Raw genomic sequence first — 22,965 nt, 5'->3', positions numbered from 1 at the left:
AACCGCTTGAGGGCAAGCTCGCCGGGAAATCCTGTTCGCGAGCAAGCTCGCTCCTACAGGTAATGTCCGACAGCAGCACTGAAATAAAAAAGCCGGGCATCAGCCCGGCTTTTTCATGACGCAGACGCTATCAGAAGCGATAGGTCATCTGCGCGGTCAGGCCATGGGCGCTGTTGTCGTACTTGGCGCTGTAGGCCGGCTGCAGTTGCAGGCCTGCCAGTTCCTGGCCATCTGGCTGGTTCACGCCGGCGGTGGATTCCCACAGGTAGGCGTACGCCACGTCGATGGTCATGTCGGCGTTGGGCGAGTAGCCGGCGCCCAGGGTGAAGATCTTGCGATCGCCCACCGGGATGCGCACGGTACGGTGCTCGTTGGTGGTCGGCGACGGGTCGTAGGCGAAGCCGGTACGCAGCACCCACTGGTCGTTGACCTGGTAGGAAGTGCCGATGGCGGCGGACCAGGTGTCGTGCCAGCTGAGGTCTTCGCCGATGGTGTCGAAGGAAGCGATCGGGGCGCCGGTGTTCTGCACCTCGATGGACTTCAGACGGCTCCAGCGCGTCCAGGTGGTGCCGCCGTAGACGGTCCAGCGGTCATCCAGCTTCTGGGTGACGGACAGGTCCAGGGACTCGGGCAGGGTGATGTCCAGGCTGGCATCCATGCGCGAGTCGAACAGGCCGGCCGGCGAGTTGGAAACGGTGGTGTGGCCCTTGAGCTCGTACTTGACCTTGGAGTGGTAGGTCGCGCCGATGGAGGTGCTCTCGGTCGGGGTGATCAGCAGGCCGACGTTGAAGCCAGCGGCGGTGTCGTCGCCCTTGATGCTGATCTTGGTGTCGTCCGGGGCGCCGAACAGGCCCTTGGTAGCCAGGTTGTTTTCCAGCTTGCCGTCGATGCGGTTGATGGTCGGGCCGAAGCCGACGGACACCACGTCGTTGAACTTGTAGCTGATGGTCGGCTGGACGGTGATCACCTGGACCTTGCTGTAGGAACCGTGGGAACGGCCCTGGAAGCCACTTTCGTAGTCGTTGATGATGCCGTAGGGCACGTAGATGCCCAGGCCGACGCTGACCTTGTCATCCAGCGGGGTGACGAAGTAGCCGAACGGCACGGCAGCCAGCGGGACGGAGTCGCCCTTGTTGGAGCCGGTGGCGGTGCTGTTGGCGTCGCTGATGTCGTCCTTGGCGGACACCACGGCCAGACCGCCGCTGACTTCAGTACGCTTGAGCTTGGACATGCCGGCAGGGTTGCCGTAGATGGTGCTGGCATCCAATGCCGAGGAAGCGCGGCCCGCGTAGGCGGTACCGGCGCCGCTGGCGCTCTGCTCGTTGATGGCGATGCCGTTGGCAAGCACCTGGGCGGAGGCAGCGCTAATGGTCAGGGCTAGGGTGGTCTTGAGCCATGTTGTTTTCATTGTAAGAGCAACTCCTGTGTTTAACGGCGCGCAAGCTATCAAGATTCCCGTGACTTGGGTAGTGCCGGAAAAAGGCTCTACCTTGGGCCTTGAAGCTCAAACGAACGTTCCATCGGCATGGTTGCCGTTCGTCGCTGTATGTAAAATTTTTCTGACTGATCGGTCATGCACAGGTCGTGGGCAATTTCTAGGCGACTTGTCTGAGATTGCCGACGTAGCTATGCCATGCGTCGACGAAGTCATGCAGGCGTCCGTGGGGATGGAAAACCCGGCGCCAGACCCGCGCCAGTTCCATGGGATCTTCCGCCAGCGGCGCAGGCAGTCGCTCGGCCTCGACCATCATCCAGGCGATGGCTGTGCTGTAGCGCAGGTTGACCGTGAGTTCCAGGTGCGGGGCGTCGAGAAACGCGTGTTGGCTGGCCAGCCCTCGAACGCGGCTGGCCAGCTCCGGGTCCAGCGCCAGGAATCCATCCCAGAGCGTCTGGTGCCGCTGTTCACCGATGCGGTACAGCCCATGGCCATGGCTGTCATCCAGGGCGCTCCCCAGCGCCGACTGACAGGCTGCTGCCCCCAGCAGCAGCGATTCGGCCGCGACACTGTGACGCCCCAGGTACAGCAGGGTGGGGCGGATCACGTACTGACACAGGTCGTTCGCGGCGATTCCCATGACATCCTCGTCATCAATGACCGGCGGGGCTGGGCGACTTGGCAGCTTCTGTGATTATCCTCGGCCCCGCCGGAAGCGGACTTAGCCGCTCGACTTGAAGTGTAGTGCGATGAAGATGATGTAAAGGACTGTTTTTAAATTGTTTCGTCGGCGCTGATCGGCTTGATATTCCTTCCGGCGATTAGATGCTCGGGGCTAACTCCGGCATGGCTGAAAGCTTCTCCTCGGCCTCTTCGTGCCCCTGGTCGGCGGCCTTCTGGTACCAGATGCGCGCCTGGGCCGGGTTCTTCGCCACGCCGCGGCCCTTGGCATAGCTCTCGGCCACTTCGAACTCCGCGTCGACATCACCCTGTTCGGCGGACTTGAGGTAGAGCGCGAAGGCCGTCTTGTAGCTGCGGGTCACGCCCGTGCCGTTCTCGTACATGATCGCGAGGTTGTACTGGGCATCCTTGTCGCCCTGGTCGACGGCCTTCTGGTACCAGAACACCGCTTTCCTGGGGTCCTTCTCCACGCCATCGCCGTTGTCGTAGGCGTTGCCCAGGTTGTACTGGGCGCAGGCGTGGCCCTGTTCGGCGGCCTTGCGGTACCAGTAGGCGGCCTTCTCGTAGTCCTGTTCGTACTCGTCGCTGCCGGCGTCGTACTCCAGGCCCAGGCTGTACTGGGCGGAGGCATGGCCGGCCTTGGCCGCCTGGATCAGGTCGTCGCCGTAGAGGTCCGACCACTGGTCGCTGATGTCGCAGGGGGTGGCTTCCAGGGAGGCGGCCTGGGCCGGCAGGGCCGCGCACAGGCAGAGCAGGGCGCTGGCGAACAGGGTGGGACGTAGACGCAGGGACATGATTTCACTCCTTTGAAAAAACGGGCATGAGTCTGACGCATGCCCGCCTTGCTATCCATGGCGGCGCAAGCACTTTGTGTGACGGGTCTTCCGGATTTGCCGTAGGCCAGGTTTCAGTCGCCCCTGGCCACCGGGCGCCGGGTGTCGGTGATCCATTCGCTCCACGAGCCGGCGTACAGGCGGCCCAGCGGATAGCCGGCGAGGCTCAGGGCGAACAGGTTGTGGCAGGCGGTGACGCCGGAACCGCAATAGGCCACCAGTTCTTCCGCGGGGCGGCCGCGCAGCAGGGCGGCGAAGCGCTGGTGCAGGTGCTCGGGACGCAGGAAGCGGCCGTCGTTGCCCAGGTTGTCGGTGAAGGCGGCGCACTGCGCACCGGGGATGTGCCCGGCCACCGGGTCGATCGGCTCGACCTCGCCGCGGAAGCGCGGCAGGCCGCGGGCATCGATCAGCGGCAGGCTGACGTCATTCAGCTGGGCGGCCAGTTCGTCGGCGCTGATCAGCAGGCTGTTGTCCGGCATACCGCTGAAATCGCCCCGGCGCTCCGCGGCTTCGGCGGTGGTCAGGCGCAGGCCGGCGTTGCGCCAGGCGCCCAGACCGCCATCGAGCAGGTAGACGCCCTCGCTCTTGCCCAGCCACAGCAGCAGCCACCAGGCGCGTGCGGCGAAAGCCCCGGGGCCGTCGTCGTAGAGCACCACGTCGCTGTCGGCATCCACGCCCCAGGCGCGCAGGCGCTCCTGCAGCTCATGCGGGTCGGGCAGCGGGTGGCGGCCGGTGACGCCCGCCACGACGGGCGCGGACAGGTCCTTGTCGAGGTCGGCATGCTGGGCGCCGGGGATATGGTTTTCCTGATAGCTGCGCAGACCGTAGGCCGGGTCTTCGAGAGCGAAGCGGCAGTCGAGCAGGACCAGTTTCGGGTCATCGAGGCGGGCGGCCAGTTGCTCGGCGGTGAGCAGGCGGGCGTGGGTCATGGGCGCTTTCCTGTGTCGTGACGGGGCCGAAACGCATCATAAGGCTTGTACGATGAAAAGTTGGTGGGGAGTTGGCGAACATGCACAACCAGCAATCGGCGCCGCGCAAGGCCGGCCCGTTGCGCGTCGCCCTGGTGGGGCTGGCGACCGTTCTGATCACCCTGGGCTACAGCGTCCGGGTGCTGGCGCTGGGCGCCATCGGCCGGCTGCGCCGCGCCCGGGTCGACGGTTTCACCCGCGACTGGTCCGGCAGCCTGCTGCGCCTCACCGGCGCCCGCATGAGCCGCCACGGCGAGGTGCCGGACTTCGGCGACGGTCGCCGCTACATGATCCTCTGCACCCATTCCAGCTTCTATGACATCCCGGCGATCTTCGTGACCCTGCCCGGCTCGATCCGCATGCTCGCCAAGCGCGAGCTGTTCGCCGTGCCGGTGTGGGGGGCGGCCATGCGCGCGGCGGAGTTCCCCTCCATCGACCGGCACAACCGCCACCAGGCCATGGCCGACCTGGCCAAGGCGCGGGAAATGATGGAGAGCGGCATCGTGCTGTGGGCCGCGCCCGAGGGCACGCGCTCCAAGGATGGCAAGCTGCAGCCGTTCAAGAAGGGCTGCTTCCGCCTGGCGCAGCAGACCGATGCGATCATCGTTCCGGTGGCGATCCGCGGCATCCAGCAACTGCTGCCGGCCGGCGGCCTGAAGCTGAACCTGGGCATGCCGGTGGAAGTGCACGTCGGCGCGCCGATCGATTCCACCCAGTTCACCGAACTCGGCATCGACGCGCTGATGGGTGAGGTGCGCGAGCGCATGCTGGAGTTGCTGGAGCCCTCCGCCGCGCCCGCACCGGCACCTGCCCCGAAGGAACAGGCGCCGGCCTGAGGCGTCAGTGGAGTTGCAGCCGCCCGATGCGGTCGTTCTCCAGGCTGCCCAGGTAAAGCACACCGTTCACCGGCTTGGCCGAGGTCACCATGCGCAGATGCTGGCCGCTGGTGTCGTGCAGGCTGCGCACGATCTCGCCTTTCTCGTTCACCTGGATCACCAGGCCGTAGGGCACCGGCTTGGGCAGCACGGCGCGCGGCAGCTTGGTGAGCTGGCTTTTCAGCCAGGGCAGTTGCTGGATCAGGTCGGCGTCGGCCTTGCGCGGCGAGGGCAGGGCGACCCAGAAGGTGCCGCTGCGATCACTGGCGAGGTTGTCCGGCAGGCCCGGCAGGTTGTCGATGAACACCTCGTGTTGCCCGGCCTTCTCGCCCTTGAGCCAGTAGCGGGTGATGCGGTAGCGGTAGGTCTCGTTGACCAGCACGAAGTCCTCGTGCTGAGACAGCGCTACGCCGTTGGCGAAGTACAGGTCCTTGAGCAGTGTCTCGGTCTTGCCGCTGGCCGGGTCGTAGCGCAGCAGGCGACCGTGGGGGCGGGCTTCGAGCAGGTCGAGAATGTAGTCGGGCTGGTGGAAGCGGCTGGAAGCGTCGCTGAAATAGATGCGCCCGTCGCTGGCGATGTCCAGGTCGTCGGTGAAGCCGAACGGTACGCCGTCGGCCGAATCGGTCAGCACGCGGATACTGCCCTGCGGATCGACCTCCAGCAGGCCCTTCCAGGCATCGGCGACGATCAGCTTGCCGGCCTTGTCGAAGGCCAGGCCCAGCGGGCGGCCGCCGGTTTCAACGAAAGTTTCGGCCTTGCCGTCGGCGCCGATGCGCACGATGCGTCCGTCATCCAGACCGGCGAAGACCCGGCCCTGACTGTCCACGGCGGTGTCCTCGGGGCCGACGATCTGGCCCTGGGCCAGCAGTTCGGCCTTCATCAGCGTGTCATTGGGTTCCATCACGCCGGTCATCGGCGGCGCCTTGGGCGGCGTCCAGGCCAGCGGGTCGATGGGGCTGGGCGTGAGCGCCAGGTAAACCGCGAGGGCGGCGACCAGCAGGACGACCAAGCCGAAGAGTTTCTTCATGAAGAACGGCCTTATTGTTGTGGTGGGCGGGGCAAAGCGTAGAGGTTGCCAGCGGCTCGTCACACACCGATAGCCGAGCGGAATGCTCGCACATCCTGCATCTCTATATACTGCGCGCACCGAAACGAAGGAGATGTTCGTGACCGTCCTCGACATTCAGTGGATTCGCGACGATGCCACCCTGGAGCGCCAGTGCCAGGACTGGAAAGAACTGCCGTACCTCGCGCTCGATACCGAGTTCATGCGTGTCGATACCTTCTACCCGGCAGCCGGGCTGATTCAGGTGGGCGACGGCAGCGGCGTATGGCTGATCGACCCGCTGCTGATCCGCGACTGGTCGCCGTTCGCCGCCGTGCTGGAATCGCCGCTGGTGGTCAAGGTGTTCCATGCCTGTGGCGAGGACCTGGAAGTCTTCCAGCGCCTGACCGGCAGTCTGCCGCAGCCGCTGTTCGACACCCAGCTGGCCGCCGCCTACCTGGGCATGCCGCATTCCATGGGCTATTCCAGGCTGGTGCTGGAAATCCTCGGCCTCGACCTGCCCAAGGACGAGACCCGCTCCGACTGGTTGCAGCGCCCGCTGACCGACATGCAGGTGCGCTACGCCGCCGAGGACGTGCTGCACCTGGCCGAGGTCTACGTGAAGCTGGCGCCGCGCCTGAGCGACGAGAAGCTGCAATGGCTGCTGGCCGACGGCGCGGACCTGGCGAACAACCAGAGCCGGGTCAGCGACCCCCAGGAGGCCTACCTCGACATCAAGCTGGCCTGGAAGCTCAACCCCCAGCAACTGGCCGTGCTGCGCGAACTGTGCGTCTGGCGCGAGGAACAGGCGCGGCTGCGCAACAAGCCGCGCAACCACGTGCTGCGCGAGCACACCCTGTGGCCCCTGGCGCGCTTCCAGCCCAGCGACAAGGTCGCCCTGGCGCGCATCGACGACATGCACCCGCGCACCGTGCGCCAGGATGGCGACACGCTGATCGCGCTGATCGCCCATGCGGCGAAACTGCCGGAAGCCGATCGCCCGCAGACCCTGCCCGAACCCCTGCCGCGTGAAATCACCCCGGTGCTGAAGCGGCTGCGTGAAATCGGCCAGCGGGAAGCCGAGCGCCTGGAGATGGCGCCCGAGCTGATGCTGCGCAAGAAGATCCTCGAAGCCCTGCTCAAGACCGGCTGGCCGAACGGCCCCTACCAGTTGCCCGATTCACTGCAAGGCTGGCGCCGCGAACTGATGGGCCAGGCCCTGCTCGACGACCTCGCCGCCTCCACCCCGAACAACGCGGAATAGCCCTCGCCATGAAACGTATCTGCTCCATCTACAAGAGTCCGCGCAAGAACGAGATGTACCTCTACGTCGACAAGCGCGAAGCCCTGAGCCGCGTGCCCGAGGCGCTGCTCGCCGCGTTCGGCGCGCCGAAGCACACCTTCGACCTGGTCCTGAGCCCGGAGCGCCAGCTGGCCCGCGAAGACATCAACGTGGTGCTGGAAAACATCGAGAAACAAGGTTTCCACCTGCAGATGCCGCCGGCGGAAGAGGAATACATCGAGCACCTGCCCGAGGAACTGCTGCGCCGCAACGACCCGGTCTGATCGCGACCGCCTCGTCACGCCACTCAAGCCGCGTATCTGCCCAGTGCTGGCACTGTGCAAGTTCGCGGCTTGAGCGCATTATGCGCTCAGAAACAGGGTTCAACGGAGCGGAACGCTTGGTCTCTGGCTGTGTCTATAGCCGCCTGACTTCCCAAGAACTGACGACGATTTCCCCAGGGAAGCTCCCTTGAAGCGAGTGCAGATGCGCCAGCCGGAAATGCTCCACCGATCCAAGCGAAAGGCCTGACCATGCGCCTGCTCGTACTCGATCGCGAACACGCCCTCTACGCCGCCCTGCTGATGGCGGCCGAACCCCGATTGACGGTGATCTCCGGCAACGACCCGGGCAAGCTGGTGGAAGCCGCGGCGGAATGCCCGGTATGGCTCGGCGAGCCGAACCTGGCTGCGCAGTTGCTGCGCCAGGGCGTGCACCCGGTGTGGATCCAGTCGAGCTGGGCGGGCATCACTCCGCTGCTGGCCGACGACCTGCCCAAGGACTACGCCCTGACCCGTGCTGTCGGCATCTTCGGTCAGGTCATGACCGAGTACCTGCTCACCTACATGCTCGCCCACGAACGGCAGTTCCTCGGCCGCCTGGCCAGCCAGGTCGGCGTACAGTGGGACGACCGCGTGCCGGGCAGCCTGAGTGGCCGGCAGATCCTCATCGTCGGCACCGGCGAGATCGGCCAGGCGGTGGCGCACATGCTGGCGCCGTTCGGCGTGGAGCTGGTCGGCGTGGCGAAGAACCCGCGCGCACTGGTGCCCTTCGGCCGCATGGGTGGCATGGAAGACCTGCCGCGCCTGGCGGAAACCGCCGACTACGTGATCAACCTGTTGCCGGACACCCCGGAAACCCGCGATGTCTACGACCTCGCGCTGTTCCAGCGGATGAAGCCCACCGCGCTGTTCCTCAACGCCGGGCGCGGCACTTCGGTGGTGGACGAAGACCTGGTTGCGGCGCTGGAAGCCAACCAGCTGGCCGGCGCGGTGATCGATGTCTGCCGCCAGGAGCCGCTGCCGGTTTCCCACCCGTTCTGGCACACGCCGCGCCTGCTGTTGACCGGGCACACCGCGGCGCCGACGCTGCCGAGCCTGCTGATCGACCTGTTCCGCGACAACCTCACGCGCTTCTGGGCGGGGCAGGCGATGCGCGGCGAAGTGGATTTCTCCCGCGGGTACTGACCGCTTCCCCCATGAAAAAGGCCCCTTAAGGGGCCTTTTTCATGGGCGCTATTCGTAGGAGCGGACTCCGTCCGCGATGGTTTCCGCCGCGATGGGGGCCTATCGCGGACGGAGTCCGCTCCTACAACAAAGCTTCTCAGAGCGAGAAATCACCCTCGGCAACGATCTCCGCCAGCGGCCGGCGGGCGTTGGGTACTTCGCGGGCCTGCAGGCTTTCGGCGAGGATCGACTTGTCGCCCAGCTTGCCGATGGCGATCACCGCGTGGATCTCGTGATCCGCCGGGACCTTCAGCTCGCTGCGCGCCAGTTCGCGGTCGAAGCCGGCCATGCCGTGGGTGTGCCAGCCGGCGAGGCTCGCCTGCAGGGCGAGGAAGCCCCAGGCCGAGCCGGTGTCGAAGCTGTGCCACAGGGCCGGTTTCTCTTCGCTGGAGCCGGGCGGGGCGAAAGTGGTTTTCGACAGCACGACGACCAGCGCCGAGGCGTGTTGCGCCCAGCCACGGTTGAATTCGCCCAGCAGGTTCAGGTAGCGCTGCCAGTTCGGCGTGTCGCGCAGGGCGAAGAGGAAGCGCCAGGGCTGCGAGTTGAACGAGGACGGCGCCCAGCGCGCGGCCTCGATGAAGCTCAGCAGGGTCTCCTGGGGAATGGCTTCGCCGTTGAAGGCGCGAGGCGACCAGCGATTGATGAACTGCGGGTCGATGGGGTGCTCGGAAACGCGCGGATTGGCGCTCATGGTGGCTCCTTGAAGGGCGTGGAATCTGCCGATGGTGCCGTGGTCGGCCGGGCATCGCGGTGGGATCGGGCGTCTGGCGTGTCTCGCGGCTCTGGTGGAAAGCAAGCGGACCGGGCCCATGGGTCGGTCAAACTAACCAGCGCGGCCCGCTCTGGCAAGCGCCGCGCGGTCAATGGTCGCCTGCACTTGGCCTTGCTGCTCGCGGGGCTTAGACTTTGCGCCCCGTGAAATAGCCCCTGATCAAAAAATGGCCGCCAAAGTAGAGCCCTTCTGGAAACGCAAGACCCTCGAGCAACTCGACCAGCAGGAGTGGGAGTCGCTGTGCGACGGCTGTGGCCTGTGCTGCCTGCAGAAGCTCGAAGACGAGGATGACGGCGCCGTCTACTACACGCGCATCGCCTGCAAGCTGCTGGACCTGAAGACCTGCCGCTGCACCGACTACGCCAACCGCCGCGCCAGCGTGCCCGACTGCATCCAGCTCACCCCGGCCCAGGCTGACGAGTTCCAGTGGCTGCCGCCGACCTGCGGCTACCGCCTGGTGGCCGAGGGCAAGGACCTGCCGCTGTGGCACCACCTGGTCTGCGGCGACCCGGACGCCGTGCACCACGAGCGCATCTCGCAATCGGGGCGCATGCTCAGCGAGAACTCGGTGGCCGAGGACGACTGGGAAGAGCACCTGATCTTCCGCGCCGGCTGATCCTTGCGCCGCGGTTTCCTCTAGCGGCGCAGGCCATGGCATGCTGCGCGTCTTCGCCCCGGAGTCGCGCCATGCCCAGTCTCGAAAGCCTCAGCCTGTTCTTCATCGCCACCCTCGCACTCAACCTCACGCCCGGCCCGGACATGCTCTACGTGGCCTCGCGTTCGGCCGCCCAGGGTACGGCGGCCGGCCTGATGTCGACCCTGGGGATCGGCGCTGGCTGCGTGGTGCATATGCTGGCCGCGGCATTCGGCCTGTCGGCGCTGCTGATGATGTCCAGCGTGGCCTTCGGCGTGCTCAAGTGGCTGGGCGCGCTCTACCTGATCTGGCTCGGCGTACAGCTGATCCGTGGCGCCTGGCGCGAACAGAAACGCACCGAGCTCGAGCCCGCCCGGCTGAGCCGGGTGTTCCTGCAAGGCATGATGGTCAACGTGTTCAACCCCAAGGTGGCGCTGTTCTTCCTGGCCTTCCTGCCGCAGTTCGTGCCGGCCGGCAGCCCGAACTTCGTGCTGCAGATACTCTGCCTCGGCCTGCTGTTCAACCTCGGCGGCTGCCTGGTGAACGCCGTGGTGTCGGTGGTCGCCGGGCGCGTCGGCAACTGCGTGGGCAGCAACCCGAGCTGGCGGCGCTGGCAGCAGACCGCTTCGGGCGGATTGATCGTCGCCATGGGCGTAGGCCTGGCGGTCAGCAGCCGGCGCTGATCCGCATCAGGCCGGCGCACGTAGCCAGTAACAGGCTTCCTCGCCGCTCAGCGGCGCTTCGTCGTCCGGCAGCTCCACGCGCTTCTGCCACAGCGGGAACCAGCGCTCGTCCTTCTCATCCTCGATGGTCGGCGGGCGCACCTGGGGGCGGAAGCGCCGTTCGCAGGCGCCCCATTGCACGAAGTTGACCTGCGCCTCGATCAGGCTCACCGCATTGGCGCCGCCGCGCGCGTCGGGGAAGCAGAGTTGCAGGTGATCGTCCTCCCAGAAGCAGATCTCGCAGATTTCGTACGACCCCGGCGGGTCGCCGAAACTGAAGTAGCCGCAGCAGGGGCAGGTATAGAGCATCAGGCGTGGCCTTCGATGCCCAGCACCTTGAACAGGAAGGCGTATTCCAGCGCCACGTCCTTCAGGCCCTGGTAGCGGCCGCTCATGCCGCCGTGGCCGGCGCCCAGGTCGGTCTTGAGCAGCAGCAGGTGCTCGTCGGTCTTGCTGACACGCAGCTTGGCCACCCACTTGGCCGCTTCCCAGTACTGCACGCGGCTGTCGTTGTAGCCGGCGACTACCAGCAGGGCAGGGTAGTCCTGGGCGCTGACATTCTCGTAGGGCGCGTAGGCGCGGATGCGTTCGTAGACCTCCGGCTCCTGCGGGTTGCCCCACTCGTCGTACTCGGTGACGGTCAGCGGCAGGTCGGGGTTGAGCATGCTGTTGAGCACGTCGACGAAAGGCACCTCGGCGATGGCCGCGGCGAACAGCTGCGGGCGCTGGTTGAGCACCGCGCCGATCAGCAGCCCACCAGCGCTGCCGCCGCTGATAGCGAGCTGGGCTGGGGTGCTGTAACCCTGGGCCAGCAAGTGTTCGGCGCAGGCGATGAAGTCGCTGAAGGTGTTCTGCTTGTGCGCAAGCTTGCCGGCGCGGTACCAGGCTTCGCCCAGCTCGCCGCCGCCGCGCACGTGGGCGATGGCGAAGACGAAGCCGCGCTCCAGCAGGCTCAGGCGCGCGTGGGAGAACCACGGGTCGAGGCTCTCGCCGTAGGCGCCATAACCATAGAGATAGAGCGGTGCGGGCTCGCCACGGGCGATGCTTTCCAGCATCTCGCGGCGGCCGACCAGGCTGATCGGCACCTGCACGCCGTCGCCGGCATCGGCCCAGAGGCGGCGGCTTTCGTAAGCGTCGGCGTCGAACGGGCCTTCTACCGGAGTTTCCTTGAGCACCTTCTGCTCACCGCTGGCCAGGTCCAGCTGGCGAACCTGCGCCGGGCGGTTGAGGGCCTCGTAGCGCAGGCGGATCACGGTGCTGTCGAACTCCAGGCTGTCCTGCACATAAAGGTTGTAGGCGGCATCCGGCAGGTCGACGCGGTGCGCCGGCTGGCCGTGCGGGTGCACCTCGACGATCGGCAGGCCGCCTTCGCGCAGGCTCAGGGTCAAGGCGCTGGCGCTCAGGGTCAGGCCTTCGAGCATCACGTCATCGCGGTGCGCCACCAGTTCGTGCCAGTGGGTGCGGGTGGGCTGCGCTTCGCTGGCTTGGTACAGGGCGTAGTTGATGCCGGCCTGGTTGCTGCGGATCAGCCAGGTCCACTGGTCGTGCAGACGGCCGTGGTCCGGGTAGTACTCGTGGCCTTCCTCGCGGGGGGCCAGGCAGACGAACTCGCCCTCCGGCGTGCTGGCGTCCAGCACCCAGGCTTCGCTGGTGGTCTTGCTGCCCAGCAGCAGCACCAGCTGGCGCTCGGAGCTGGCACGGTAGCAGTGCAGGAAGAAGCGGCCGTCGGGTTCCTCGAATACCAGCTGGGCGTTGGCCTCGCCCAGGCGATGGCGGTAGAGCTTGTGCGGGCGATGGGTGTCGTCCAGCTCGCCGAAGAACAGCGTGCGGTTGTCGTTGGCCCAGGTCATGCTGCCATCGCAATCCTCGAAGGGCAGGGTGGCGATACTGCCGTCGGCCAGGTCCTTCACGTAAAGGGTGTAGATCTCGTCGCCGCTGGTATCCAGGCTGTAGGCCAGTTTCGAATGATCCGGGCTGATGCTGAAGGCGCCGACCGACAGGAAGCCGTCGCCGGCCAGGGCGTTCGGGTCCAGCAGCAGTTCCTCGGCCCGTTCATCGACGCTCAGCGAACCGTCCGCAGGACGCGGCGCACGGTAGTGGCGGGCATATTCGTCGCCGGCGGTAGTGCGCTGGTAGTAGAGCCACGGACCCCAGGGCGTGGGCAGCGACAGGTCGGTCTCGCGGATGCGGCTCTTGATCTCCTGGAACAGGGTTTCCTGCAGTTTCTTCTGAGGAAGAAGCTGATCTTCCAGGTAGGCATTTTCTGCTTTCAGATAGTCGAGGACATCCTCGGCGTCGCGGTTCTCCAGCCAGGCATAGGGATCGGCGGCGGCCTCGCGACGGGCGATGGGGGGCTGGCGGTCGGTCATGGCGAATCCTCGTGTGGCGGCATGGATGACGCCCGGCTGCGCACCCATGGGGAAAAGCGGCTATCATACGCACCCCTCTGTCGACACCGCACGTACGCACGCGCATGAACGAACACGATTACATGCTCGCCTGGGGCGCCTATATCGGCGCCGGCCTGGGCCTGACCCTGGTCTGGTTCCTGATGACCGGCTGGATGTGGCGCTGGCTGCGCGAGCCCCTGCGGGTGATCGTCGTCGTCCTGCTGTTCACCCCGACCCCGGTGGACCCGGCGAACAACCTGTACGCCCCGGCCATCGCCATCACCGCGCTGGACGTGGTGTTCAAGGTCGGCAACAACGCCTGGCGCGCGGTCTCCGACCTGGCCCTGGTGCTGCTCGCCGCCTTCGGCCTGTACCTGCTGTTCGTGCTGATCCGCTGGCCGCTGGAGCGCTCGCTGAAGAAGCGTCGCCAGGAGAAGGCCGCCGACGACGAGCCGACCCTGCGCCAACTGATGCAGCCCGAACTGGTCGAGGGCGTCAACTCCCACCCGAGCGAGCGGCACGATAACCGCGCGCGAATCGAGCCGCGCCTGTAGCACGCGCCTTGCGTCCTGACCCGCACGCGTCCAGCATGAACTGAAAGACTTCTTCAGGAGTTGCCATGGACTGCGTGTTCTGCGCCATCGCGGCCGGTCGCGTGCCGGCCCGTACCCTCTACGAAGACGATCATTTCATCGTGCTGCTGGACATCTACCCGCTGCGCCCGGCGCACCTGTTGCTGGTGGCTCGTGAGCATGCCGAATTCCTGCACCAGCTCTCGGAAGCCGCGCAACAGGACCTGATTCCGCTGGCCGAACGCATGGAGCGTGTCCTGCGTCGCGCGGGCTATGGCCGCGTCGGCATCAACCTGCTGGTCAACGATGGCCCGGCGGCCAACCAGCATGTCGCCCATTTTCACCTGCACCTTATCCCGCGCGAGCTGAACGACCTGCCGGCCCTGGTGCTGCGGGCGTTCACGCGGTTCCTGCCGCTGGGGCGGAAAAGGCTGCAGAATCGCCTGGATCGCGAGCTGCACCAGCTGCGCGAAGCTCTGATGGAGGAGAACTGATTCATGTGCGAGTTGCTCGGCATGAGCGCCAACGTCCCGACGGACATCGTCTTCAGCTTCACCGGGCTGATGCAGCGCGGCGGCGGCACCGGCCCGCACCGCGACGGCTGGGGCATCGCCTTCTATGAAGGGCGTGGCGTGCGGCTGTTCCAGGACCCGTCCGCCAGCGTCGACTCGGAAGTCGCACGGCTGGTACAGCGCTACCCGATCAAGAGCGAGGCGGTGATCGGCCACATCCGCCAGGCCAACGTCGGCAAGGTCTGCCTGTCCAACACCCACCCGTTCGTGCGCGAGATGGGCGGGCGTTACTGGACCTTCGCCCACAACGGCCAGCTGGCCGACTTCCATCCCGAGCCTGGGCTGTATCGCGCGGTGGGCGACACCGACAGCGAAGCGGCTTTCTGCGACCTGCTCAACCGCGTGCGCCGCGCCTTCCCCGAGCCGGTGCCGGTGGAAGTCCTGCTGCCGACGCTGGTCACCGCCTGCGCCTCGTACCGCGAGAAAGGCGTGTTCAACTGCCTGCTCAGCGATGGCGACTGGCTGTTCACCTTCTGCAGCACCAAGCTGGCCTGGATCACCCGCCGCGCACCGTTCGGCCCGGCGCGTCTGCGCGATGCCGACGTGACGGTGGACTTCCAGTCCGAAACCACGCCCAACGACGTGGTCACGGTGATCGCCACCGAGCCGCTGACCGACAACGAGAACTGGACCCTGATGCAGAGCGGCGAATGGATGCTCTGGTGGCGCGGCGAGATCGTTACCCAGGGCCGCATCTGAACGGGACGTGAAGCATTCCCGGCACGCCGGCGTGGCAAACGGGAAAATCCCATGGCGCCTTGCACATCATAAGAATCAAAGGGGGAAAGCATGCTGCGCAGCTACGTACGCATGGTGTTGTTTGCACTGGGGCTGTTGGTCGCGGTGCAGATTCCGGGCTTCATCAAGGACTACGCGCAACGCGTCGATGCCCACCGCATCGAAGCTACCCAGGCGCTGCAGGGCTTCAAGGACACTTCCGGGCAGTTCTTTCAGGGCGACCTGGGTGCCCTGGTGGCGCACTACCGGGGTAGCCCGGACCCGGTGTTCCAGCGCGATGCCGACAACATCGAACGGCTGATGCGCCGTGCGCAGCTGTTCGAGAACGAATGGCAGGCGCTGCAGGGCAACTGGTACCAGCGCGCGCTGCACATGGTGACGGCGCCCAATCACGAGCTGTTGCAGGAAACCTACGCGAACTACCGATATCAGGTGGTGCTGGAGCCCGAGGCCATTGGCTGGGCGCTGGCCGGTGGGCTGGTGCTGGCGTGGATCGCCGAGGTGCTGATGGCGTCGGTGGCGGCGCTGGTGGGGCTGGGGGATAACCGGCGGGCTTCGCGGCGGCACTGGAACTGACCGGTATCCTTTCCGCACGGCGCGGTGGCGCGCTGATCGCGGACGGAGTCCGCTCCTACGCACCTGCTGGCAGCGGAGTCGGTCTGTAGCCCCGTAGGGCGCATAACGCGCCAGCGTTATCCGCCGTGGGTATGCGACGCATAACCCGTTCCGGGTTATGCGCCCTACTCCGAAGTACGGCTCAGCGCGCCAGCGCTTCCTCCGGCGATTCGTGCCGGCGATACGGGAATACGTCGATCACCTTGCCCGCGCGGATCTGCTCCTGCAGGCCTTTCCAGTAATCGGCGTCGAACAGGTTGCCGTGCAGTTTGGCGAATTGCCGGCGCAGCTTCAGGTCGACGAAAAGAAAACGCGGGAATTCCTCCGGGAACACGTCCATCGGCCCCACCGAATACCAGGGCTCGGAGGACATCTCGTCCTCCTCGTAGCGCGCCGGCGGGATGTGGCGGAAGTGCACCTCGGTGAGGTAGCAGATTTCGTCGTAGTCGTAGAACACCACGCGGCCATGGCGGGTGACGCCGAAGTTTTTCAGCAGCATGTCGCCGGGGAAGATGTTCGCCGCCGCCAGCTGCTTGATGGCCAGGCCGTAGTCGTACAGTGCTTCATGGACCTGGGCCTCGGTGGCGTGTTCCAGGTAGAGGTTCAGCGGGGTCATGCGGCGCTCGGTCCAGCAGTGGCGGATCAGCACGATGTCGCCTTCCAGCACCACGGTGGACGGCGCGACGTCCAGTAGTTCGGCCAGGCAGTCCGGGTCGAACTTGCTCACCGGGAAACGGAAGTCGGCAAATTGCTGGGTGTCGGCCAGGCGCCCGACGCGGTCGTGGTTCTTCACCAACTGGTACTTCTGGATCACCGTGGCGTGGTCGACGGTCTTGGCCGGGTTGAAGTTGTCCTTGATGATCTTGAACACGGTGTTGAAGCCCGGCAGGGTGAACACGCTCATGACCATGCCGCGTACGCCGGGGGCCATGACGAAGCGGTCGTCGGTGCTCGCCAGGTGGTTGATCAGCGCGCGGTAGAACTCGCTCTTGCCCTGCTTGTAGAAGCCGATGGAGGTGTACAGCTCGGCGATGTGCTTGCCCGGCAGCAGGCGCTTGAGGAAGGCGACCATCTCCGCCGGCACCGGGGCGTCGACCATGAAGTAGGAGCGGGTGAAGGAGAAGATGATCGAGACTTCCGCCTCGTCGGTGATCACCGTGTCGAACTGGATGCCGCGGCCCTCGTGGTGCACCAGCGGGAACACCAGCGGCCACTGCTCGTCCGGGGTGAACAGCCGGCCCACCAGGTAGGCGCCCTTGTTGCGGTAGAACACCGAGCCGATCAGTTCGATGGTCAGCAGCGGGTCCTTGCACACCCAGTCCGGCAGGTTGGCGTGCAGCAGGTGGTCCATGCGTTCCAGGTCGCGCTCGCGGTCGTCGTAGTCCACCGCGAAGCGGTAGTCGTCGAAGATGTTTTCCAGCGCCTCGCGCAGCTTGCCGCCGGGCCGGTAGAGGCGCGTGTGCGGGTCGCGCGAGTGGGCGCGCAGCGCGGGACGGGTGGTGTGCACGAACATCGTGCCGTCGCTTATGTTGTCGTGGCTGAACAGCCCGCAGAAGATCGAGTTGAACCAGGTTTCCGCCAGCTCGTCGTCGGCGCGCGGGTCGATCAGGGTGATGTAGGCGCTCTTGGCGACTGGCCAGCGCTCCACGTCCACCAGGTCGATGTCGGCCATGCTCTGGCGCAGGCGCTGGACGGTCTCGGCGACCATCTCCTCGTACAACTCGATGCGCTCGGCCGAGGCGCGCTGGGCGTCCTGCCAGAGCGCCTGCTCGAAGCGCGCCGGGGCGCCCGCGGTGATCTGATGGAACCGCGCGCGGTAGTCGTCGAAGCCTTCGAGGATCAGGGTTGCGATCTCGGTCGCCGGCCAGTGCTGAGCCATGGGAGCGCCTCTGCTGGGGTCTGGTGCAGCGAGCTTAGCCATGGGGGGCGGGGAGGGAAAGGGAGAATTCCGACCCTCGGCAGCGCGCCGACATGCCGTATGCTGGCCGACCCGGTCTATTCGGCAAGGAGCCGACACGATGGATGAAATCCGCATCGAACGCTGCACGGAGCAGCACATCAATGGCCTCGCCGCCCTCTACAACGACCCCGCTGTCGCTCGTCAGGTACTGCAGATGCCACATCAGGCGCCGGAGTTGTGGCGCAAGCGGCTGGTGCTCGACGACGAGCGCCGTATCACCCTGATGGCGCTGCACCAGGACCAGGTGATCGGCAGCGCCAGCCTCGAACAGTTTCCCCGCGTGCGCCGCGGCCATTGCGGCAGCATCGGCATGGGCGTCGCCGTGGCCTGGCAGGGGCGCGGAATCGGGACGCGGCTGCTGGCCGAGCTGCTGGAGGTGGCCGACAACTGGATGGGTCTGCGCCGCGTCGAGCTGACCGTCTATACCGACAATGCACCGGCGATTGCGCTGTACCGCAAGTTCGGCTTCGAGGTGGAGGGCACGCTACGCGAGTTCGCCCTGCGCGACGGTGTTTACGCCGACGTGCTGAGCATGGCGCGGCTGCGCCGGAATCGCTGATGGACTTTGAAAGTCAGCTGTGGATGGATGCTCTTCACCACCGGCGTAGGCTGGTGGCTTTCCTGCCCTGGAGCCCTTTGCGATGAACCCTGCCGCTCTGCTCAACATGTTCGGTCTGGCTGCCATCTGGGGCGCCAGTTTTCTTTTCATGCGGCAACTGGTGCCGGCCATCGGGGTGATGCCGACGGCGTTCTTCCGGGTGTTCCTTTCCGCCATCGGGCTGGTGCTGATCATGCTGGCGATGCGCACGCGCTGGGACTTTCGCGGCAAGCTGGTACGCCTGCTGCTGATCGGCGTGATCGCCTCGGGCATCCCGGTGCTGATGTACAGCCTGGCGGCGCAGTTCCTGCCGGCCGGGTATTCGGCGATCTTCAACGCCACCACGCCGCTGATGGGCGTGCTGATCGGCTCGCTGTTCTTCGGTGAGGCGCTCACCGGCGGCAAGGCTCTGGGCGTACTGCTGGGGCTGGCGGGCGTCGCGGTGCTGACCCGCGCCGGCCCGGTACCCTTCGATGCCCCGGTGCTCTGGGGCGCCGCCGCCTGCCTGGTGGCGACCACCTGCTACGGCTTCGCCGGCTATTTCACCAAGCGCTGGATCAACGACCAGGGCGGGCTGGATTTCGCCGTCTCGGCCCTGGGCAGCCAGGCCGGCGCGACCCTCTGCCTGCTGCCGTTCTTCCTCGGCACCAGCCTGGACATGCCGCTGGCGCCGCTGGCCGAACCGAAGATCCTGCTGGCGCTGGCCGGGCTGGGCTTTCTCTGTACGTCCTTCGCCTATGTCCTGTACTTCCGCCTGCTGGCCAGCATCGGCCCGCTGAAGACCATGACGGTGACCTTCCTGATTCCGCCGTTCGGGGTGTTCTGGGGCGTGCTGCTGCTGGACGAATCGCTGTCCTGGGCACACTTGCAGGGTGGCGTGCTGATTGCCCTGGCGCTGTGGCTGGTACTGCGGCCGGCGCCGCAGCCGAAGGTGGAGGCGGCGGGGTGAGGTGTTTCCTGGCAGTGCGTGCCGACGGGTTCCCCTCACCCTAACCCTCTCCCAGAGGGAGAGGGGACTGCCCTGAGCAGCCGGCAAGCACCGAATTTTGCTCAGACTCCGAACGGCTCCCTCTCCCTCTGGGAGAGGGCTGGGGTGAGGGCCTGAGCGCGCGGAGGACTATCAGTTATCCACAACCCGCCCCGCGTCAGCCTCACGCACCGGCGCCGCTTTGCGAAATACCAGCATCAACCCCACCACGATCAGCCCCATCCCCAGCAGGCCGAGGGCGGACAGGCGGTTGCCGAACACCGCGTAATCCATCAGCGCCGTGACCGCCGGCACCAGGTAGAACAGGCTGGTGACATTGACCAGGTTGCCCGCCGCGATCATCCGGTAGAGCAGCACGGTGGCCAGTACCGAGACCATCAGGCCCATCCACAGTGCGCTGACGATGAACGCGGCATTCCACTCCACGTGCAGCGGCTGGAACGGCGCCACGCCGATGCACAGGATGAGCCCGGCGATGTACTGCAGGGGCAGGGTGCCCAGCGGGTTCTCGCGGATGTTCTTCTGCAGGATCGAGCCGCCGGTGATCGACAGCAGCGCCAGCAGGCAGCAGGCTAGGCCGGCGAAGGTCAGCCCCGACAGCCCTATGCTCTGATAAACCACCATCACCAGCCCGATCAGCCCCAGCGCGAGACCACCCAGGCGCGGCGCCGAATGTCGGCGTTCGAGCAGGAAGCTGGTGAGCATCGGCTGCACGCCCAGCACCGTGGCTATCACGCCGGGGGTGACGTGCAGGTCCAGCGCCATCAGGTAGAAGATCGGGTAGATGCCCAGCATCACCAGGCCGGTGAGCACGGCGTGGCGTATCTGCTGGCGCTCACGCGGCCAGCGCAGGCCGATCAGCGGCGAGAGGATCAGCAGCGCCACCAGCGCGGTGCCGAAGCGGGCGATCAGGAACACCATCGGCGAAGCTTGGGCCAGGCCCCATTTGCTGATGATGGCGGCGCTGCTCCACAGCAGCACGAACAGGGAAGTGCTGGCCAGGGTGGCCAGGGACGAGCGGTTGAACGAAATCATGCAATGCACCTGTCGTCAGGCAGATCACGACCGGCCAGGAAAAGGCCGGACACATACCGGGAGCCGCGTCAGTGAGGCGGGCAAATCCAGGCGATGGAAAACGCGGGTGGCGTCAGAGGCTCACGCCGGGTGGCGGGTAGGCCGCACCGGGAGGCGGAGGCGACGCGACGGCGACGACAGGAGGGGGAGGGCAGGCCGCGCCCGCACCCGCGCCGCAAGCCGGGGAGGCTGCAACGTTGATTGCCGGATCGGGCAATGGGTATCGGGACATGGAAGGCGAACCTATTCAGTGGGGCAGCGATTGCGCTGCGTGGGGAGACTATAGCGGCGTGGATCGCCCCTGGCGAGCCCTGCGCGAGTCGCGCGGCAAAGTACGATTCCTGCGACAGAAACGACAACGCGCGGCCGGGGCCGCGCGTTGTCAGGCAAGGGTGGTGCTTACTTGCCGGTCTTGATGGTGTTCCAGGTGCGGGTGCGCACGCGGTCGATCTTCATCGGCATGGATTCGAGGGCGAACAGCTTGGCCATCTTGTCCTGCGGCGGGTAGATCGCAGGGTCCGCCTTGATCGCCTTGTCCACCAGCGGATCGGCAGCCAGGTTGCCGTTGGCGTAGTGCACGTAGTTGCTCACGCCGGCCATCACTTCGGGGCGCAGCAGGTAGTTCATGAAGGCGTAGGCGGCTTTCTCATCCGGCGCGTCGTTGGGCATGGCGACCATGTCGAACCACAGCGGCGAGCCTTCCTTCGGGGTGGAGTACTGGATTTCCACGCCGTTCTTGGCTTCCTTGGCGCGGGTAGCGGCCTGCAGGATGTCGCCGGAGAAGCCGACGGCCACGCAGATCTCGCCGTTGGCCAGGTCGCTGACGTACTTGGAGGAGTGGAAGTAGCGGATGTACGGGCGCACTTTCAGCAGCGCTTCCTCGGCCTTCTTGTAGTCATCCAGCTTCTGGCTGTGATGCGGCAGGCCCAGGTAGTTCAGGGTGATCGGCAGCAGTTCCGGGCCGTTGTCCAGCACCGCGACGCCACACTTGGCCAGCTTCTCCATGTACTCGGGCTTGAAGAAGATGTCCCAGGAATCGATCGGCGCGTTGTCGCCCAGCACTTCCTTGATCTTCGCCGGGTTGTAGCCGATGCCGGTGGTGCCCCACAGGTAGGGGAAGCCGTGCTCGTTGCCCGGGTCGTTCACTTCCAGCGCCTTCATCAGCACCGGGTTGAGGTTCTTCCAGTTCGGCAGCTGGCTCTTGTCCAGCTTCTTCAGCGCGCCGGCCTGGATCTGCTTGGCCATGAAGTGGTTCGACGGCACCACGATGTCGTAACCGGATTTGCCGGTCATCAGCTTGCCATCGAGGGTCTCGTTGCTGTCGTAGACGTCGTAGGTCGCCTGGATGCCGGTTTCCTTGGTGAAGGTCGGCACGGTGTCCGGGGCGATGTAGTCGGACCAGTTGTAGATCTTGACGTTATCGGCCTGGGCGGCGCCGGCGGCAACGGAGAGCGAGAGTGCAAGGGTGGAGAGCAACGGGGCGGACATTTTCATTCTTGTGTTCCTGACAACGGTGCGGAAAGCCCGGCCATCCCCAAGAGATGGGCGACGCGATGTCGCGGGGCTGGGCAAGAATTAACCATTTTGCCGGAACATGGCGAGGGGCCATGGCTGCCTGCGGGTCCGCAGACAGCGCCTGTGCCACGCACGTGACCTGGGCCGCACCGAGTCGGAACGACAGGTAGGAATCCGCCCGCGAAGGGGCGGAATAGAGCTTACTGGACCAGTTCCTGGTCCTCGAACAGACCGTCGAAGAGCATGGTGGAGAGGTAGCGCTCGCCCGAGTCCGGCAGCACCACGACGATGGTCTTGCCCTGCATGTTCGGCTCTTCGGCGAGCTTCACTGCGGCGGCCATGGCGGCGCCGCTGGAGATGCCGCAGAGGATGCCTTCTTCCTGCATCAGGCGCAGGGCCATGTTCTTCGCGTCCTCGTCGGCGATGAGGGCGACGCGGTCGACCAGCGACAGGTCGAGGTTCTTCGGCACGAAGCCGGCGCCGATGCCCTGGATCTTGTGCGGGCTGGGCTTGACCTCTTCGCCGGCCAGGGTCTGGCTGATCACCGGCGAGCTGACCGGTTCCACGGCAACGGACAGGATCGGCTTGCCCCGGGTGTTCTTGATGTAGCGCGACACGCCGGTGATGGTGCCGCCGGTGCCGACGCCGGCCACCAGCACGTCCACTGCGCCGTCGGTGTCGTTCCAGATTTCCGGGCCGGTGGTCTTCTCGTGGATCGCCGGGTTGGCCGGGTTGTCGAACTGCGCCGGCATGAAGTATTTGGCCGGGTCGCTGGCGAGGATTTCCTCGGCCTTGGCGATGGCGCCCTTCATGCCCTTGGCCGGTTCGGTCAGGACGATCTCGGCGCCCAGCGCCTTGAGCACCTTGCGGCGTTCCAGGCTCATGGAGGAGGGCATGGTGAGGATCAGCTTGTAGCCACGGGCAGCGGCGACGAAGGCCAGGCCGATGCCGGTGTTGCCGGAGGTCGGCTCGACGAGGGTCATGCCCGACTTCAGGCGGCCGGCGGACTCGGCATCCCAGATCATGTTGGCGCCGATCCGGCACTTCACCGAGTAGCCGGGGTTGCGCCCTTCGATCTTGGCCAGGATGGTGACGCCGCGCGGGGCGATGCGGTTGATCTGGACCAGCGGCGTGTTGCCGATGGACTGCGCGTTGTCGGCGAATATGCGGCTCATGATGCGTTCCTTGGAT

The 22,965-nt window shown here is 66.1% G+C and carries 24 protein-coding genes; 12 read left to right on the top strand and 12 right to left on the bottom strand.

The window, feature by feature from the left end; all coding sequences use genetic code 11:
- Positions 1-130: 130 nt before the first annotated feature.
- The 4 genes from HNP46_RS21865 to HNP46_RS21850 all read right to left on the bottom strand — a co-directional run bounded on the left by HNP46_RS21865 (position 131) and on the right by HNP46_RS21850 (position 3,878).
- Positions 131-1,408 (bottom strand): outer membrane protein transport protein, encoded by a 1,278-nt coding sequence (locus HNP46_RS21865; protein WP_184593116.1) that lies wholly within the window; start codon positions 1,406-1,408, stop codon positions 131-133.
- 187 nt (positions 1,409-1,595) lie between these two features.
- A complete protein-coding gene (locus tag HNP46_RS21860; protein WP_184593114.1) occupies positions 1,596-2,075 on the bottom strand; it encodes a hypothetical protein in 480 nt (159 codons plus the stop codon).
- A gap of 181 nt (positions 2,076-2,256) precedes the next feature.
- Positions 2,257-2,910: a tetratricopeptide repeat protein gene (locus HNP46_RS21855; protein WP_184593112.1), complete on the bottom strand. Its 654-nt coding sequence runs from the start codon at positions 2,908-2,910 to the stop codon at positions 2,257-2,259.
- Positions 2,911-3,023: 113 nt separating this feature from the next.
- The gene (locus tag HNP46_RS21850) at positions 3,024-3,878 is read right to left on the bottom strand and encodes a sulfurtransferase (protein ID WP_184593110.1); all 855 of its coding nucleotides are present in this window, start codon (positions 3,876-3,878) and stop codon (positions 3,024-3,026) included.
- Positions 3,879-3,958: 80 nt separating this feature from the next.
- Here HNP46_RS21850 and HNP46_RS21845 point away from each other — a divergent pair, with 80 nt between their 5' ends.
- The gene (locus HNP46_RS21845) at positions 3,959-4,753 is read left to right on the top strand and encodes a lysophospholipid acyltransferase family protein (protein ID WP_184593108.1); all 795 of its coding nucleotides are present in this window, start codon (positions 3,959-3,961) and stop codon (positions 4,751-4,753) included.
- A gap of 4 nt (positions 4,754-4,757) precedes the next feature.
- On the opposite strand, the gene HNP46_RS21840 is transcribed toward HNP46_RS21845, so the two are convergent.
- Positions 4,758-5,819, bottom strand: a complete 1,062-nt coding sequence (locus HNP46_RS21840) for an SMP-30/gluconolactonase/LRE family protein (protein WP_184593106.1) — start codon at positions 5,817-5,819, stop codon at positions 4,758-4,760.
- Between the two features lie 133 nt (positions 5,820-5,952).
- On the opposite strand from HNP46_RS21840, the gene rnd reads away from it, so the two are divergent.
- The 3 genes from rnd (at position 5,953) to HNP46_RS21825 (ending at position 8,585) form a co-directional block, all read left to right on the top strand.
- Positions 5,953-7,101 carry a ribonuclease D gene (gene rnd, locus HNP46_RS21835; protein ID WP_184593104.1) on the top strand — a complete coding sequence of 383 codons (1,149 nt, stop codon included), beginning with the start codon at positions 5,953-5,955 and terminating at the stop codon, positions 7,099-7,101.
- Positions 7,102-7,109: 8 nt separating this feature from the next.
- Positions 7,110-7,403: a YcgL domain-containing protein gene (locus HNP46_RS21830; protein WP_184593102.1), complete on the top strand. Its 294-nt coding sequence runs from the start codon at positions 7,110-7,112 to the stop codon at positions 7,401-7,403.
- Positions 7,404-7,652: 249 nt separating this feature from the next.
- Positions 7,653-8,585 (top strand): D-2-hydroxyacid dehydrogenase, encoded by a 933-nt coding sequence (locus tag HNP46_RS21825; protein ID WP_184593100.1) that lies wholly within the window; start codon positions 7,653-7,655, stop codon positions 8,583-8,585.
- Positions 8,586-8,721: 136 nt separating this feature from the next.
- On the opposite strand, the gene HNP46_RS21820 is transcribed toward HNP46_RS21825, so the two are convergent.
- Positions 8,722-9,315 carry a nitroreductase family protein gene (locus tag HNP46_RS21820; RefSeq protein WP_184593098.1) on the bottom strand — a complete coding sequence of 198 codons (594 nt, stop codon included), beginning with the start codon at positions 9,313-9,315 and terminating at the stop codon, positions 8,722-8,724.
- Between the two features lie 247 nt (positions 9,316-9,562).
- Between HNP46_RS21820 and HNP46_RS21815 the strand changes: the two genes are divergently transcribed.
- On the top strand, positions 9,563-10,012 hold the full coding sequence (locus HNP46_RS21815) for a YcgN family cysteine cluster protein (RefSeq protein ID WP_184593096.1): 450 nt from the start codon (positions 9,563-9,565) through the stop codon (positions 10,010-10,012).
- Positions 10,013-10,083: 71 nt separating this feature from the next.
- The gene (locus HNP46_RS21810; RefSeq protein ID WP_184593094.1) at positions 10,084-10,713 is read left to right on the top strand and encodes a LysE family translocator; all 630 of its coding nucleotides are present in this window, start codon (positions 10,084-10,086) and stop codon (positions 10,711-10,713) included.
- Between the two features lie 6 nt (positions 10,714-10,719).
- Here the strand turns inward: HNP46_RS21810 and HNP46_RS21805 are convergent, their stop codons facing one another.
- On the bottom strand, positions 10,720-11,061 hold the full coding sequence (locus HNP46_RS21805) for a CPCC family cysteine-rich protein (protein ID WP_184593092.1): 342 nt from the start codon (positions 11,059-11,061) through the stop codon (positions 10,720-10,722).
- Positions 11,061-13,121, bottom strand: a complete 2,061-nt coding sequence (locus tag HNP46_RS21800) for a S9 family peptidase (protein ID WP_184593090.1) — start codon at positions 13,119-13,121, stop codon at positions 11,061-11,063. Before HNP46_RS21800 ends, HNP46_RS21805 begins: the two co-directional genes overlap by 1 nt.
- Positions 13,122-13,225: 104 nt before the next feature.
- Here HNP46_RS21800 and HNP46_RS21795 point away from each other — a divergent pair, with 104 nt between their 5' ends.
- The 4 genes from HNP46_RS21795 to HNP46_RS21780 all read left to right on the top strand — a co-directional run bounded on the left by HNP46_RS21795 (position 13,226) and on the right by HNP46_RS21780 (position 15,600).
- Positions 13,226-13,696, top strand: a complete 471-nt coding sequence (locus HNP46_RS21795) for an MFS transporter (RefSeq protein WP_184593088.1) — start codon at positions 13,226-13,228, stop codon at positions 13,694-13,696.
- A 65-nt stretch (positions 13,697-13,761) separates the two neighbouring features.
- Positions 13,762-14,208, top strand: coding sequence for an HIT family protein (locus HNP46_RS21790; RefSeq protein ID WP_184593086.1), 447 nt, complete (start codon positions 13,762-13,764; stop codon positions 14,206-14,208).
- 3 nt (positions 14,209-14,211) lie between these two features.
- Complete coding sequence (locus HNP46_RS21785; protein WP_184593084.1) at positions 14,212-14,985, top strand: class II glutamine amidotransferase; 774 nt, start codon at positions 14,212-14,214, stop codon at positions 14,983-14,985.
- 90 nt (positions 14,986-15,075) lie between these two features.
- Positions 15,076-15,600 carry a DUF2937 family protein gene (locus HNP46_RS21780; RefSeq protein WP_184593081.1) on the top strand — a complete coding sequence of 175 codons (525 nt, stop codon included), beginning with the start codon at positions 15,076-15,078 and terminating at the stop codon, positions 15,598-15,600.
- A gap of 181 nt (positions 15,601-15,781) precedes the next feature.
- Here HNP46_RS21780 and aceK read toward each other — a convergent pair whose 3' ends face one another.
- Positions 15,782-17,518 (bottom strand): bifunctional isocitrate dehydrogenase kinase/phosphatase, encoded by a 1,737-nt coding sequence (gene aceK, locus HNP46_RS21775; RefSeq protein WP_184593079.1) that lies wholly within the window; start codon positions 17,516-17,518, stop codon positions 15,782-15,784.
- Positions 17,519-17,657: 139 nt separating this feature from the next.
- Between aceK and HNP46_RS21770 the strand changes: the two genes are divergently transcribed.
- On the top strand, positions 17,658-18,158 hold the full coding sequence (locus tag HNP46_RS21770) for a GNAT family N-acetyltransferase (protein WP_184593077.1): 501 nt from the start codon (positions 17,658-17,660) through the stop codon (positions 18,156-18,158).
- Positions 18,159-18,240: 82 nt separating this feature from the next.
- Complete coding sequence (locus HNP46_RS21765) at positions 18,241-19,146, top strand: DMT family transporter (protein WP_184593075.1); 906 nt, start codon at positions 18,241-18,243, stop codon at positions 19,144-19,146.
- Between the two features lie 171 nt (positions 19,147-19,317).
- On the opposite strand, the gene HNP46_RS21760 is transcribed toward HNP46_RS21765, so the two are convergent.
- The 3 genes from HNP46_RS21760 to cysK all read right to left on the bottom strand — a co-directional run bounded on the left by HNP46_RS21760 (position 19,318) and on the right by cysK (position 22,949).
- Positions 19,318-20,220: a DMT family transporter gene (locus HNP46_RS21760; RefSeq protein ID WP_184593073.1), complete on the bottom strand. Its 903-nt coding sequence runs from the start codon at positions 20,218-20,220 to the stop codon at positions 19,318-19,320.
- A gap of 438 nt (positions 20,221-20,658) precedes the next feature.
- Positions 20,659-21,747 carry a polyamine ABC transporter substrate-binding protein gene (locus HNP46_RS21755; RefSeq protein ID WP_184593240.1) on the bottom strand — a complete coding sequence of 363 codons (1,089 nt, stop codon included), beginning with the start codon at positions 21,745-21,747 and terminating at the stop codon, positions 20,659-20,661.
- Between the two features lie 227 nt (positions 21,748-21,974).
- Positions 21,975-22,949, bottom strand: coding sequence for a cysteine synthase A (cysK, locus tag HNP46_RS21750; RefSeq protein ID WP_184593071.1), 975 nt, complete (start codon positions 22,947-22,949; stop codon positions 21,975-21,977).
- Positions 22,950-22,965: the final 16 nt, after the last annotated feature.

The sequence above is a fragment of the Pseudomonas nitroreducens genome (assembly GCF_014204515.1).
Taxonomy (GTDB): domain Bacteria; phylum Pseudomonadota; class Gammaproteobacteria; order Pseudomonadales; family Pseudomonadaceae; genus Pseudomonas; species Pseudomonas nitritireducens_A.
The sequence above is the reverse complement of the archived record's forward strand: the minus strand, read 5'-3'. Positions and strand labels throughout refer to the sequence as shown.

Bases quoted from the DNA above. Each gene is read 5' to 3' on its own strand.
- HNP46_RS21865 (WP_184593116.1), bottom strand. From the start codon at position 1,408: ATGAAAACAACATGGCTCAAGACCACCCTAGCCCTGACCATTAGCGCT.
- HNP46_RS21860 (WP_184593114.1), bottom strand. From the start codon at position 2,075: ATGGGAATCGCCGCGAACGACCTGTGTCAGTACGTGATCCGCCCCACC.
- HNP46_RS21855 (WP_184593112.1), bottom strand. From the start codon at position 2,910: ATGTCCCTGCGTCTACGTCCCACCCTGTTCGCCAGCGCCCTGCTCTGC.
- HNP46_RS21850 (WP_184593110.1), bottom strand. From the start codon at position 3,878: ATGACCCACGCCCGCCTGCTCACCGCCGAGCAACTGGCCGCCCGCCTC.
- HNP46_RS21845 (WP_184593108.1), top strand. From the start codon at position 3,959: ATGCACAACCAGCAATCGGCGCCGCGCAAGGCCGGCCCGTTGCGCGTC.
- HNP46_RS21840 (WP_184593106.1), bottom strand. From the start codon at position 5,819: ATGAAGAAACTCTTCGGCTTGGTCGTCCTGCTGGTCGCCGCCCTCGCG.
- rnd (WP_184593104.1), top strand. From the start codon at position 5,953: ATGTTCGTGACCGTCCTCGACATTCAGTGGATTCGCGACGATGCCACC.
- HNP46_RS21830 (WP_184593102.1), top strand. From the start codon at position 7,110: ATGAAACGTATCTGCTCCATCTACAAGAGTCCGCGCAAGAACGAGATG.
- HNP46_RS21825 (WP_184593100.1), top strand. From the start codon at position 7,653: ATGCGCCTGCTCGTACTCGATCGCGAACACGCCCTCTACGCCGCCCTG.
- HNP46_RS21820 (WP_184593098.1), bottom strand. From the start codon at position 9,315: ATGAGCGCCAATCCGCGCGTTTCCGAGCACCCCATCGACCCGCAGTTC.
- HNP46_RS21815 (WP_184593096.1), top strand. From the start codon at position 9,563: ATGGCCGCCAAAGTAGAGCCCTTCTGGAAACGCAAGACCCTCGAGCAA.
- HNP46_RS21810 (WP_184593094.1), top strand. From the start codon at position 10,084: ATGCCCAGTCTCGAAAGCCTCAGCCTGTTCTTCATCGCCACCCTCGCA.
- HNP46_RS21805 (WP_184593092.1), bottom strand. From the start codon at position 11,061: ATGCTCTATACCTGCCCCTGCTGCGGCTACTTCAGTTTCGGCGACCCG.
- HNP46_RS21800 (WP_184593090.1), bottom strand. From the start codon at position 13,121: ATGACCGACCGCCAGCCCCCCATCGCCCGTCGCGAGGCCGCCGCCGAT.
- HNP46_RS21795 (WP_184593088.1), top strand. From the start codon at position 13,226: ATGAACGAACACGATTACATGCTCGCCTGGGGCGCCTATATCGGCGCC.
- HNP46_RS21790 (WP_184593086.1), top strand. From the start codon at position 13,762: ATGGACTGCGTGTTCTGCGCCATCGCGGCCGGTCGCGTGCCGGCCCGT.
- HNP46_RS21785 (WP_184593084.1), top strand. From the start codon at position 14,212: ATGTGCGAGTTGCTCGGCATGAGCGCCAACGTCCCGACGGACATCGTC.
- HNP46_RS21780 (WP_184593081.1), top strand. From the start codon at position 15,076: ATGCTGCGCAGCTACGTACGCATGGTGTTGTTTGCACTGGGGCTGTTG.
- aceK (WP_184593079.1), bottom strand. From the start codon at position 17,518: ATGGCTCAGCACTGGCCGGCGACCGAGATCGCAACCCTGATCCTCGAA.
- HNP46_RS21770 (WP_184593077.1), top strand. From the start codon at position 17,658: ATGGATGAAATCCGCATCGAACGCTGCACGGAGCAGCACATCAATGGC.
- HNP46_RS21765 (WP_184593075.1), top strand. From the start codon at position 18,241: ATGAACCCTGCCGCTCTGCTCAACATGTTCGGTCTGGCTGCCATCTGG.
- HNP46_RS21760 (WP_184593073.1), bottom strand. From the start codon at position 20,220: ATGATTTCGTTCAACCGCTCGTCCCTGGCCACCCTGGCCAGCACTTCC.
- HNP46_RS21755 (WP_184593240.1), bottom strand. From the start codon at position 21,747: ATGTCCGCCCCGTTGCTCTCCACCCTTGCACTCTCGCTCTCCGTTGCC.
- cysK (WP_184593071.1), bottom strand. From the start codon at position 22,949: ATGAGCCGCATATTCGCCGACAACGCGCAGTCCATCGGCAACACGCCG.